The following is a 12,105-nucleotide window of genomic DNA, read 5'->3' on the forward strand; positions in this document are numbered from 1 at the left end:
TAAATTTAGCATTAGCTGTTAATTTTTCTAACGGACGAGCCTATGACGCGCAGCTATCTCCCTCTTAATTCCCTGCGGGCGTTTGAAGCAGCCGCCAGGCACCTCAGTTTTACTCATGCCGCTATCGAGCTGAACGTTACCCATTCCGCGATTAGCCAGCACGTAAAGGCGCTGGAGCAGCACCTTAATTGCCAGCTGTTCGTTCGCGTTTCGCGAGGGCTGATGCTGACCACCGAAGGCGAGAATTTGCTGCCGGTGCTGAATGACTCGTTCGATCGTATCGCCGGAATGCTGGATCGGTTTGCCAGCCAGCGCGCTCAGGAGAAGCTCAAAATAGGCGTGGTAGGGACTTTTGCCACGGGTGTTTTATTCTCGCTGCTCGCGGATTTTCGCCGCTGCTATCCGCATATTGATCTTCAGCTTTCCACCCATAATAATCGCGTCGATCCGGCGGCTGAAGGGCTTGATTACACTATTCGCTACGGTGGCGGCGCGTGGCATGGAACCGATGCTGAATTTCTTTGCCCTGCGCCGCTGTCTCCGCTCTGTACGCCCGACATTGCCTCAGTTCTCAAAAGCCCGGCAGATATCCTGAAGTTTACCCTGCTGCGCTCCTACCGGCGTGACGAGTGGGCTGCGTGGATGCAGGCTGCGGGTGAACATCCTCCCTCACCGACGCACCGGGTGATGGTGTTTGATTCTTCCGTGACCATGCTGGAAGCCGCGCAGGCAGGCACAGGGATTGCCATTGCGCCTGTCGACATGTTTACCCATTTACTCAGCAGCGAGCGCATCGTGCAGCCCTTTGCAACGCAGATTGACCTCGGCAGCTACTGGCTGACAAGACTACAGTCACGGACAGAAACGCCCGCAATGCGTGAGTTTGCCCAGTGGCTGGTGGGGAAAATGCAGAAATAAAAAGGCCCGCCGGATGGCGGGCCTGAAGCGTCAGAGGGTGACCACGGCAATCAGCGTCACCACGGTCAGGATGGTCGCCAGACCGTAGAACACCCATTTCCCGCTCGGTACATGAATTTTCAGGTCATGCATCGCATGGTGAATACGGTGCAGGCCACACCACAGCGGCAGGACGATCATCAGGAAGATGAACACGCGGCCGATAAAGCTGCTCGCGAACGCCAGTACGCGCTCGTAGCTCAGCGCATCGCCCGGGAACAGCCCCAGCGGCAGCATAATGCCGACCAGCAGAATGATGACAGGGGCGATGATGGCACTCCACATGCCGCCTGCGCCAAACAGGCCCCAGAAGACCGGCTCGTCAGAACGTTTTGGATTTGGATTAATCACAGTAGTCTCCTTACCAGAACAGTGCGACAAACAGAATGACCACAGTGACCAGAATCGTCACTGCCCAGAGCCCTTTAATCACCGGCTCTGGCCCCATTTTCTCGTCTTTTATAATGATGTTCGCCGCTTTTGGCGCCAGCTCAAACCAGGTTTTGGTATGAAGCAGCGCGGCTGCGAGCACGATCAGGTTCAGAACAACAATGATCGGGTTTTGCAGGAAACCGACAAAGCTGGCCCAGGCTTCCGGGCCATGCTTGAGGGCAAAAACGCCGTACATCAGCTCAAGGCTGAACCAGACCGCCGGTACCGCCGTGCCTTCACGCAGCATGTAGAAGCGATAAAACGGCAGGTTTTTCCACCAGGTGGACGGCACAGGCCGCACATAGGCTTTGCGTTTAGTCGTCATCATGCACTCCTTAGCGTGGTTTCAGGGTAGCGATAAGAAAGTCTTTCGAGCTTTCCACTTTACCCTGCTGAATAGCGGCGGCCGGGTCGACGTGCTTCGGACAAACTTCGGAGCAATAACCCACAAAGGTACAGCTCCAGACGCCGTTCTGGCTGTTAAGCTGCGCCATACGTTCTTTTTTACCGTGGTCGCGGCTGTCCTCGTTATAGCGGTGCGCCAGGGTAATGGCGGCCGGTCCGATGAACTCCTTGTTCAGGCCAAACTGTGGACAGGCGGCATAGCACAGGCCGCAGTTGATGCAGCCGGAGAACTGATGGTATTTCGCCATTTGAGCCGGCGTCTGGGTATTTGGCCCCTGATCCGGCGTGCGTGGATTACCAATGATGTACGGCTTAATCGCTTCCAGGCTTTCGATAAAGTGGGTCATATCGACCACCAGATCGCGTTCAATCGGGAAGTTGCCCAGCGCTTCGACCTTAATGCCTTTGGTGTACTCGCGCAGGAAGGTCTTACAGGCCAGCTTCGGTACCTTGTTGACCATCATGCCGCAGGAGCCGCAGATTGCCATGCGGCAGGACCAGCGGTAGCTCAGGTCTGGCGCCAGGTTGTCTTTGATATAGCCGAGCGCATCCAGCAGGGAGGTTTGCTCGTCATAAGGCACTTCATAGAAAGCGCTGTGCGGTGCGGCGTCCACTTCCGGATTGTAGCGCACCACTTCAACCTTCATTTTTTGCATCTCAGCCATTCGCCTTCTCCTTCTTCTCGGCGGCTTCTGCTTCTGCACCGTACACGCGTTTAGCCGGCGGCAGCGTGGTGATTTTCACGTCGCTGTAGTCCAGACGTGTGGTGCCATCTGCATCGCGCCAGGCGAGAGTGTGTTTCAGGAAATTGACGTCGTCACGTTCGGTACAGCCTTCGTCCAGACGCTGGTGGGCGCCGCGAGACTCTTTACGCGCCAGCGCAGAGTGCGCCATACATTCCGCGACGTTCAGACCGTGGCCCAGCTCGATGGTGTAGAGCAGGTCGGTATTGAATACGCTGGAGGTATCGGTGATGCGTACGCGCTTGAAGCGCTCCTGCAGTTCCGCCAGCTTGTCGACGGTTTTTTGCATCAGCTCTGGCGTACGGTAAATACCGCAGCCTTCTTCCATCGACAGGCCCATCTCGTCGCGGATTTTAGACCAGTTCTCGTTACCCTCCTGGTTCACCAGGTCTTTCAGGCGTTTTTCAACGTCTGCGACCTGCGCATCCAGCGCGGCACCGTTGGCTTCGCCTGCTGTAGCCGCCCGCTCCATCGCGCGCTCGCCCGCCATGCGGCCAAAGACGACCAGCTCTGCCAGCGAGTTCGACCCGAGACGGTTAGCGCCGTGCAGACCCACGGAAGAACACTCGCCGACGGCGAACAGGCCTTTAATACGGGTTTCGCACTGCTGGTCGGTTTCGATCCCGCCCATGGTGTAGTGCGCGGTTGGACGCACCGGAATCGGCTCTTTCACCGGGTCGACGCCCACGTAGGCTTTTGCCAGCTCGCAGATGAACGGCAGACGTTCCAGCAGTTTCTTCTCGCCCAGATGACGCAGGTCGAGATAGACCACGTCGCCGCGCGGCGTGGAGATGGTGTTGCCTTTGCGCCACTCGTGCCAGAAGGCCTGAGAGACTTTGTCGCGCGGGCCGAGTTCCATGTATTTATTCTTCGGCTCGCCGAGCGGGGTTTCCGGGCCCATGCCGTAATCCTGCAGATAGCGGTAGCCGTTTTTATTGACCAGAATACCGCCTTCACCGCGGCAGCCTTCCGTCATCAGAATACCGGAGCCCGGCAGGCCGGTTGGGTGATACTGCACGAACTCCATATCGCGCAGCGGTACGCCGTGGCCGAGCGCCATGCCCATGCCGTCACCGGTGACGATGCCGCCGTTGGTGTTATAACGATAAACGCGACCCGCACCGCCCGTCGCCATCACTACCGCGTTGGCGCGGATCTGGACGAGCGTGCCTTCCATCATGTTCATCGCCACCAGGCCACGCGCCTGTCCGTCATCGACCAGAATGTCGAGGACGAAATGTTCATCGAAGCGCTGAATTTGTGGGAACTGAAGGGAGGTCTGGAACAGGGTGTGCAGCATGTGGAAGCCGGTTTTATCGGCGGCGAACCAGGTGCGTTCAATCTTCATTCCGCCAAAGCGGCGAACGTTGACGCTGCCGTCCGGACGGCGGCTCCACGGACATCCCCACTGTTCAAGCTGGGTCATTTCCGTGGGACAATGATGCACAAAGTAGTCAACGACATCCTGTTCGCAAAGCCAGTCGCCCCCTGCAACCGTGTCGTGGAAATGGTATTCAAAGCTGTCATGATCCTGCGCAACGGCGGCGGACCCTCCTTCTGCTGCCACTGTGTGACTACGCATTGGATAGACTTTTGAAATCAATGCGATTTTAGCGTTGGGATTAGCTTGTGCTGCAGCAATCGCAGCACGTAATCCAGCCCCGCCAGCGCCTATTACGGCAAGATCGGCCTGAAAAGTTTGCACGACATTCCTCCAGATTTTTGTTATTTCGCAACGCGACAAACTAAAGGTAGTTCACCCGTCCAAAAGGACGATTGCGAAAGCGTTTCCACTGCTCCTTTATGGGTAAAACAGTATAACCGTGTAGATGTCAGGGAAATTTGACGTGTTCGATTTTTTTGCTGTTCTGTACGGCGATTTATCATGAAGATTGATGAAATACGTCACGAAAAAGTTCACCTAAATGAAATGCGCTTTTTTACTGCGCAAAATTTGTCTCTGCCCCTGCTAACGAGTAGACTTCGTGCCCTTGTCTGAAATCGGAGAACAACTCATGAGCGAAACGGCCACCTGGCAGCCGAGCGCATCCATCCCTAATCTGTTAAAACGCGCTGCAATTATGGCGGAGATCCGCCGTTTCTTTGCCGACCGCGGAGTCCTGGAGGTGGAAACGCCGTGCATGAGTCAGGCAACGGTAACGGATATTCATCTGGTGCCGTTTGAAACCCGTTTTGTTGGCCCCGGCCATTCTCAGGGCATGAATTTGTATCTGATGACCAGCCCGGAATACCACATGAAACGCCTGCTGGCAGCGGGATGCGGTCCGGTGTATCAGCTGTGCCGCAGCTTCCGTAATGAAGAGATGGGGCGTCATCACAACCCGGAATTCACCATGCTGGAGTGGTACCGCCCGCATTATGATATGTACCGCCTGATGAATGAGGTGGACGATCTGCTCCAGCAGGTGCTGGACTGCTCAGAAGCCGAAACGCTCTCCTATCAGCAGGCTTTCCAGCGCCATCTGGAAATCGATCCTCTATCGGCTGACAAAACCCAACTGCGCGAAGTGGCGGCAAAACTGGATTTGAGCAACGTGGCGGATACCGAAGAGGATCGCGACACGCTGCTGCAGCTGCTGTTTACCTTCGGTGTTGAACCGCAGATTGGCAAAGATCGTCCGACGTTTGTCTATCACTTCCCGGCAAGCCAGGCCTCACTGGCGCAGATCAGTACTGAAGATCATCGTGTCGCAGAGCGTTTTGAGGTCTATTACAAAGGCATCGAACTGGCGAACGGCTTCCACGAACTGACGGATGCCCGCGAGCAGCAGCAGCGCTTCGAGCAGGATAACCGCAAGCGCGCCGCGCGCGGTCTGCCGCAGCAGCCTATTGATGTTAATTTGCTTGAAGCATTAAAAGCAGGTCTGCCGGATTGCTCCGGCGTGGCGCTGGGTGTAGACCGTCTGGTGATGCTGGCCCTGGGGGCAGAACAGCTTGGCGATGTGATTGCGTTTACCGTAGATCGCGCCTGACGGCAGTTTACCCTCTCCCGTGGGAGAGGGTTGCACCGCTTATCTTACAAACTTCCCGCCGGACGCGTCCGCGCCGCTGACGTCAGCGTTCTTCCCGTTTTACGCCCGTCCAGGCTTTCCAGACGCATCTGGAACGGTGGGAACGGCATATCAATACCGTGTTCGCGGAAGCCCGCCAGAATCAGCTGGTGGATCTCATGGCGCAGCGGCATACGGTGTCCCATTTCGGCGGCGTAGATACGCAGCTCGAAAATCTGGATCCCCTGCTGTAAATCCACAAGGAATACTTCCGGCGCCGGGTTGTCGATTACCAGCGAGCAGCGCTCAGCGGCAGTGTAGAGGATCTGGGTGATCTCTTCGCTGTTGGCGTCCGACGGCGCCGGTACCGTCAGCACCACGCGGGTCACGGAGTCTGACAGCGACCAGTTGATGAACTGCTCGGTAATAAACGCCTTGTTTGGCACGATGATCTCTTTCCGATCCCAGTCGCTGATCGTCGTCGCGCGGGTGTTGATCTTCGTGATGCTGCCGGTCAGATCGCGGATCGTTACGGTATCGCCAATACGGATCGGTTTTTCGAACAGAATGATCAGGCCAGAGATGAAGTTGGCGAAGATCTCCTGTAAACCAAAACCTAACCCTACACCAAGGGCCGCCACCAGCCACTGCAGTTTCGACCATTCAATACCGATCATCGAGAAGCCAACCAGCCCACCAAACAGCATGATCAAATATTTGGTAATGGTCGTAATCGCATAGCCTGTACCCGGCGTTAAATCCAGATGCTGCAGCAGCGCCAGCTCCAGCAGCGCCGGGAAGTTGCGCACCAGCTGCGTGGTGATGATCAGCACCAGAATGGCAATCAGCACCGCCCCTAAGGTAATCGGCTCCAGACTTTCAACGCCCTGCACCGTGGAGGTCACGTCCCACAGAGAGATGTTCTCCAGGAAGCCAAATGCGGAGTGGATCTCCGACCACAGGAAGATCACCGACAGCAGGGCTATGAGCATCAGGATGGAGCGAACCAGCCGCAGGGACTGGGTACTGATGGCATCCAGATCCAGTTCGACTTCGTCCGCTTCCGTTGTGCCTTCCGTACTGTTGACGTGGTTTGGCTCTTCCTCACCCCGCGCACGCTGGGCGAGGATCTCCGCCCGACGATGCTTGGCTCGGTCAAAGGCCAGACGGCGGCGCTGGATCAGCATCCAGCGGCGGATCACGTGGTACACCACCAGAAGCAGGAACCAGATTGCCACCGAGGTTTCCAGTCGCGCCAGCAGCGCCTTCGAGGTCGCCAGATAACCCACCGCGGCCGCCAGCATCGCAACCAACGGTGCGCTCAGCAGCAGGTTCCAAAGCAGCCGGTTGAACATGTTGTCGCCGCTGCCGGATTTATCGAGATAGAGCGGAATACCCGCGCGTTTCAGGCTGAGCGTAACGATGGCCAGCGCCCCGCATATCAGCATAAAGCAGAGGCGGCCCAGCGAGCCTGAGAATTCCCGGTCGTTGAGATTATCGAACATGATCAGCGCCATAATCAGCGGCACAATCAGCCCGATGCTCATCAGGTAGTAACGCATGGCGCGCGCAACGCGATTACGCGGCCAGCCAAAGTGGGCGATAAACAGGCCATTGGGGCGCGCGAAGGTGGCGCAAATCATGACCACCCACAGCAGCGGCACCGTGGCGGTGACGCCATCGCCAATTGCGACCGCGAGCGGATAGGGCCAGGCTTCCCGCAGACCATACCCCAGCGTCATCCACAGCACCGGCAGCGGGGAGGCGACAAGAATCGACCAGAATACGGTGCGCAACGTTAGCCAGAAGTGATCCTGGGTGACTTTCCCGACCCGGGAGCTGGAACGCTCCAGGAAGCGGGTGAAATGCCTGCGCGAGTAAATGCTGAAGCCCACCAGAATCAACGCCCCGAGCAGCGGGAAAATGGTCTCTTTGCTGGTAAACATCATCACGCTGGCCTGTCCCAGCTGGCTGACGGTGTCCAGCGAAATCAGGCGACGCAGATCCTGAACAATCTCAATCGGCCACGAGAAGGTCATCGGACGCACGTCGGACGTCCAGAAGAGATAACGGTGCGTCGCCTCGTTCACCTCTTTCAGCGCATCTTCCAGCTGGCTATTGGAGACTTTTAGCTTGGTCAGCTCCAGAATCAGCGTATCCCCGCCCTGGAGCAGGGAGTTCAGCAGTTCACGCTGGGTACGCAGCTGGGCTTCCAGAATGCGGTTTTGCTCGCTGGTCAGGGGCTGGCCGTCAGCCTGACGGATCTGGCGGATTTGTGGCTGCTTATTGAGAAGATCTTCAAAGTGCAGTCGCTGAACGCGCAGCTGGGCCATCTCGGTATCCAGCTGTTGCGGCTTCGGCATTTCCGGCAGGCGCGCGACCTGGGCGCGTAACGCTTCGCCCAGCAGGTTTGATGACCCGAGCCACTGGGACTGCTCGCGCAGGGTGTTTAACGCCTGACGCACCTGAAGGGTTTGATTGGTCGCCTGACGCTGCTGGGATGCAACCAGATCCATGCGCTGCGCCTGCTGATTCAGCGCGGCAGAAAGCTCGCGGTTGACCCTGAATTGTTCGTTGATACCGGCAGGCAGGTTTTCGCTGTTTTCAGCCAGCAGTTCGGTGCTTTCAAGGGCACGCTCGGCTTCAAGCTGGCGCTGACTGTTAAGTTGATTGCGCAAGGCCTGGAGATACGCATCCAGCTGCTCGCTCTGCTTCTGCGCGAGTTCAGAGCGCATCCGCGACAACTCCTGGCGGTTATTCGCGGAAAGCTGAGCCAGCTCAAGCTCATCAACAAGGGCCTTCAGGCGAGCCGATTCTGCCTGCAGGCCCAGATTTTGTGCCTGAGCCTGCGGGGTGTTGCCGCTTTGCGTACCTACGCGACGCTCAACTTCATTAAGCTGGCGGCGTGCGTCGGTTTGCTGCTGTGGAAGCTGGCTGAGGGAGTCGGCAATTTCACGCGCTCGCTCCTGCTCCTGCTGGGCAAGACGGCTCTTTTCCAGAAGCTGGCTGCTGACCTGCAGGATCTCCTGGTTCAGAGCGTCCGAGGTCATGCCTGCGGGCACGTCGCGCGGTTCGTCACGCAAATTGTTGAGCTGCGCGCGCAGCGTCTGCGAGAGTTTGGGGAAGTTGTCGATAACCTGCTGATACTGCTGAGCGCGCTCAAGAGAGCCTTTCCGCTCCTCAAGCGCGTTCAGGGCAGCCTGGAGCGACTCGACGGTCCCTGGCTGAGCGGGTTTGGCCGCTTTTGCCTGCTCCAGTTCCTGGGTTATCTGTTTGGCGTCGGGGGCTGTCGCTGCGTACGCCCCCATGCTGAGGCACCAGGCCATCAGTAGAACGATAATCGGGCGCACGTCAGCGATCCTTCTGTTATTAGCCTTCGTCTTTTTTGTCGTCAACCAGCGGGCTGGCGTCGTGCTCGGCGTTGATCTCTTCCTGCGACAGCGGCGCTGGTTCTGCATCCGGCGTCACGAAGGTTTCGGTAGAGACCGCCAGCGGCTGGCCCAGTTTGGTGACCGACAGGCTTTCGAGCTGTTCAGCCAGCTTCACTTTGCCCGGCGCAAACAGGTTGATTACGGTAGAGCCCAGCTTGAAGCGACCCATCTCCTGACCTTTCAGCAGGGCCACCGAGCCTTCCGCTTCACCGGCAGGCCAGGTCCAGCGTTTGATCACGCCTTCGCGCGGTGGAGTGATGGTGCCCGCCCAGACGGTTTCGATGCTGCCTACGATGGTCGCACCCACCAGAATCTGCGCCATAGGGCCAAATTCAGTATCGAACAGACAGATGACGCGCTCGTTACGGGCAAACAGGTTCGGCACGTTCTGCGCGGTCAGGTGGTTTACGGAGAACAGGTCGCCCGGGACGTAAATCATTTCGCGCAGGATACCGTTACACGGCATATGCACGCGATGGTAGTCGCGCGGTGAAAGATAGGTGGTGGCAAACGTACCGTTACGGAACAGATCCGCCATCAGGTAGTTACCCGCCAGCAGCGCTTCCAGACTGTAGTTATGGCCCTTCGCCTGCAGGATTTTGTCGTCTTCGATGTTACCCAACTGGCTGATCACGCCGTCTGCCGGCATCACCAGGACGTTAGGGTCGGTGTTCAGCGGGCGCACTTCGTCACGCAGCGGGCGCACGAAGAACTCGTTGAAGGTGCGGTAGCTGGCGGTATCCGGCTTTTGCGCCTCTTTCATATCGACCTTGTAATATTTTACGAAAAGGTCGATGACCAGTTTGGTCAGCCAGCCCGCGCGTTTGCTTGCGCCCCAGCCCGCCAGGCGAGTGAGCCACAGTTTTGGCAGAATGTATTGAAGCGAAAGTTTAAATGCGTTTAACAAGGTAGCCTCCAGGCCATTGTTTTGTCGTTCCTGATCCGGCGTTAAGCCGCCGGAACCTGAAAAAAGGGGACGATTTTAGCGATGCTTAGCTTAGTTGTCAGTTATCAGAATCAGAAAAGTTTTTACGCGTTTTTACGTCTTCCATGCTCTCAAGAATGCGGTGGTAATTCTCGAAGCGGGTTTCCGCGATCTCGCCTTTCTCAACCGCTTCACGAATAGCGCAGCCAGGGTCGTTATCGTGCTTACAGTCGCGGTATTTACAGGCGCCTAAATAATCATGGAATTCGACAAATCCGTTAAAGATTTGTTCCGGCTCAAGGTGCCACAAACCGAACTCACGCACCCCCGGGGAGTCGATCACGTCGCCGCCGTGCGGGAAATGATACAGACGCGAGGCGGTAGTGGTGTGCTGGCCCAGACCCGAGACGTTGGACACATCGTTAGTCAGAATCTCTTGCTGGAGGCCAAGCAGGTTGTTCAGCAGGCTCGATTTACCTACGCCGGACTGGCCCGCAAAGATGCTGATGCGGTCGGTCAGCGCCTCTTCCAGCGGTTTAAGGCCATCTTTGGTGTGGCTGGAGACCATCAGCACGCGGTAACCAATCTTGCGGTAGATATCCATCTGCTCATTCACGAAGGCCATGCCGTCGTCATCCAGCAGATCGATTTTATTCAACACGATAATCGGTTCAACCTGCAGCGTTTCGCAGGCGACGAGGTATCGGTCGATAATGTTGAGCGAAAGCTCAGGTAAAATCGCCGAAACAATGACGATCTGGTTAATATTGGCGGCAATAGGTTTGACCCCGTCGTAGAAATCAGGACGGGTTAACACGGACGTGCGCTCATGGACCGCTTCAACGATACCTTTTACCGTAACGCCTTCCGCCGCCTCTTTACCCGGACGCCAGACGACGCGATCGCCGGTTACCAGTGAACGGATAGTGCGACGGATATTGCAACGGTGAATATCACCGTCGGCGGATTCGACATCGGCATGCATACCGAAACGGCTGATGACTACGCCTTCTGTCGCTTCACCAAACAGGTTGTCGTCATAATCCGGCTTCTCCGAAGTGGTTTTAAGACGGCGCTGGTGGTTGGCGTTTACGCGGCGCTGCTGCCCTTTGGAGAGTTTATTTTTACTCAATCGCGCTGGCTCCTGGTCGCCCGTAAGGGGCAAAACCTCTATGATACACTCTAATTAATACTAGTTAACCTGCTACTGCCGGTTATGCGAGAAGGGTGGAAAATAACATGAGCGCGGATGAAAACAACCTGATTTGGATCGATCTCGAAATGACCGGGCTTGATCCCGAGCGCGATCGCATCATTGAAATTGCAACGCTGGTGACGGACGCTAACCTGAATATCCTGGCTGAAGGGCCAACGATTGCGGTGCATCAGTCCGACGACCAGCTGGCTTTGATGGATGAATGGAACGTGCGCACCCACACCGGCAGTGGCCTGGTGGAGCGCGTGAAGGCGAGCACATTCGGCGATCGCGAGGCGGAGCTGGCGACGCTTGAGTTCCTGAAACAGTGGGTTCCGGCAGGCAAATCGCCTATCTGTGGGAATAGTATCGGCCAGGATCGGCGTTTCCTGTTTAAGTACATGCCGGAGCTGGAGTCATATTTCCACTACCGCTATCTGGATGTCAGCACCCTGAAAGAGCTGGCGCGTCGCTGGAAGCCTGAAATCCTCGACGGCTTCAAAAAGCAGGGGACCCACCAGGCGATGGACGATATCCGTGAGTCCGTGGCGGAGCTTTCCTACTACCGCGAAAACTTTATCAAGCTGTGATTTTGCGATCCGGCGCCTTGCGTGGCCGGGTTTTTGTCGTTAAATTGTTCAGCTTGCCGATTAAATAAGCATTTGAACTTAATTTCGAAAAAATCGCTTTAAGGGGGGTTGCAGCTAAAAGGATTTCTCGTATAATGCGCCTCCCGTAACGACAGAGAATTACACGTTACGACAGCAACAAAAGCAGTGCAGATTTGCGGGAATAGCTCAGTTGGTAGAGCACGACCTTGCCAAGGTCGGGGTCGCGAGTTCGAGTCTCGTTTCCCGCTCCAAAATTTGAAAGTGCTTCTAAAGCACGGACCACCCAAGCGGGAATAGCTCAGTTGGTAGAGCACGACCTTGCCAAGGTCGGGGTCGCGAGTTCGAGTCTCGTTTCCCGCTCCAAAATTTGAAAGTGCTTCCAAAGCACGGACCAC

General features: G+C 56.6%; 10 protein-coding genes and 2 tRNA genes. 5 read left to right on the forward strand and 7 right to left on the reverse strand.

From position 1 onward, the window contains the following. Window positions 1-42 precede the first annotated feature (42 nt). Window positions 43-918, forward strand: coding sequence for a LysR family transcriptional regulator AmpR (gene ampR, locus LA04_RS13605; protein ID WP_029739889.1), 876 nt, complete (start codon window positions 43-45; stop codon window positions 916-918). 30 nt (window positions 919-948) lie between these two features. Here ampR and frdD read toward each other — a convergent pair whose 3' ends face one another. From frdD to frdA, 4 genes are read right to left on the reverse strand one after another with little or no spacing between them, the layout of a single operon-like run. Continuing rightward, window positions 949-1,308, reverse strand: coding sequence for a fumarate reductase subunit FrdD (frdD, locus tag LA04_RS13610; protein ID WP_032662398.1), 360 nt, complete (start codon window positions 1,306-1,308; stop codon window positions 949-951). 10 nt (window positions 1,309-1,318) lie between these two features. Further along, the gene (gene frdC, locus LA04_RS13615) at window positions 1,319-1,714 is read right to left on the reverse strand and encodes a fumarate reductase subunit FrdC (RefSeq protein WP_032662400.1); all 396 of its coding nucleotides are present in this window, start codon (window positions 1,712-1,714) and stop codon (window positions 1,319-1,321) included. A 10-nt stretch (window positions 1,715-1,724) separates the two neighbouring features. Continuing rightward, complete coding sequence (locus LA04_RS13620; RefSeq protein ID WP_023310124.1) at window positions 1,725-2,459, reverse strand: succinate dehydrogenase/fumarate reductase iron-sulfur subunit; 735 nt, start codon at window positions 2,457-2,459, stop codon at window positions 1,725-1,727. Beyond that, window positions 2,452-4,242: a fumarate reductase (quinol) flavoprotein subunit gene (gene frdA / locus LA04_RS13625; protein WP_023310125.1), complete on the reverse strand. Its 1,791-nt coding sequence runs from the start codon at window positions 4,240-4,242 to the stop codon at window positions 2,452-2,454. The genes LA04_RS13620 and frdA overlap by 8 nt, the downstream gene beginning before the upstream one ends. 310 nt (window positions 4,243-4,552) lie before the next feature. Between frdA and epmA the strand changes: the two genes are divergently transcribed. Continuing rightward, window positions 4,553-5,530, forward strand: coding sequence for an elongation factor P--(R)-beta-lysine ligase (epmA, locus tag LA04_RS13630; protein WP_024907345.1), 978 nt, complete (start codon window positions 4,553-4,555; stop codon window positions 5,528-5,530). 44 nt (window positions 5,531-5,574) lie between these two features. Here epmA and mscM read toward each other — a convergent pair whose 3' ends face one another. The 3 genes from mscM to rsgA form a co-directional block, all read right to left on the reverse strand. Further along, on the reverse strand, window positions 5,575-8,898 hold the full coding sequence (gene mscM, locus LA04_RS13635; RefSeq protein WP_047652012.1) for a miniconductance mechanosensitive channel MscM: 3,324 nt from the start codon (window positions 8,896-8,898) through the stop codon (window positions 5,575-5,577). A 19-nt stretch (window positions 8,899-8,917) separates the two neighbouring features. Further along, the gene (asd, locus tag LA04_RS13640) at window positions 8,918-9,886 is read right to left on the reverse strand and encodes an archaetidylserine decarboxylase (protein WP_029739893.1); all 969 of its coding nucleotides are present in this window, start codon (window positions 9,884-9,886) and stop codon (window positions 8,918-8,920) included. A gap of 97 nt (window positions 9,887-9,983) precedes the next feature. Next, a complete protein-coding gene (rsgA, locus tag LA04_RS13645) occupies window positions 9,984-11,036 on the reverse strand; it encodes a small ribosomal subunit biogenesis GTPase RsgA (RefSeq protein WP_023334242.1) in 1,053 nt (350 codons plus the stop codon). A gap of 107 nt (window positions 11,037-11,143) precedes the next feature. Between rsgA and orn the strand changes: the two genes are divergently transcribed. The 3 genes from orn (at window position 11,144) to LA04_RS13660 (ending at window position 12,073) form a co-directional block, all read left to right on the forward strand. After that, the gene (gene orn, locus LA04_RS13650; RefSeq protein WP_023310130.1) at window positions 11,144-11,689 is read left to right on the forward strand and encodes an oligoribonuclease; all 546 of its coding nucleotides are present in this window, start codon (window positions 11,144-11,146) and stop codon (window positions 11,687-11,689) included. A 196-nt stretch (window positions 11,690-11,885) separates the two neighbouring features. Further along, window positions 11,886-11,961: transfer RNA gene (locus tag LA04_RS13655), tRNA-Gly, on the forward strand. A gap of 36 nt (window positions 11,962-11,997) precedes the next feature. Then, window positions 11,998-12,073 (forward strand) — tRNA-Gly (locus LA04_RS13660). The last annotated feature ends 32 nt before the right edge of the window (window positions 12,074-12,105 follow it).

The sequence above is a fragment of the Enterobacter sp. UCD-UG_FMILLET genome, assembly GCF_000762975.1.
Taxonomy (GTDB): domain Bacteria; phylum Pseudomonadota; class Gammaproteobacteria; order Enterobacterales; family Enterobacteriaceae; genus Enterobacter; species Enterobacter dykesii.

Bases quoted from the DNA above. Each gene is read 5' to 3' on its own strand.
- frdC (WP_032662400.1), bottom strand. From the start codon at position 1,714: ATGACGACTAAACGCAAAGCCTATGTGCGGCCTGTGCCGTCCACCTGG.
- ampR (WP_029739889.1), top strand. From the start codon at position 43: ATGACGCGCAGCTATCTCCCTCTTAATTCCCTGCGGGCGTTTGAAGCA.
- orn (WP_023310130.1), top strand. From the start codon at position 11,144: ATGAGCGCGGATGAAAACAACCTGATTTGGATCGATCTCGAAATGACC.
- LA04_RS13620 (WP_023310124.1), bottom strand. From the start codon at position 2,459: ATGGCTGAGATGCAAAAAATGAAGGTTGAAGTGGTGCGCTACAATCCG.
- epmA (WP_024907345.1), top strand. From the start codon at position 4,553: ATGAGCGAAACGGCCACCTGGCAGCCGAGCGCATCCATCCCTAATCTG.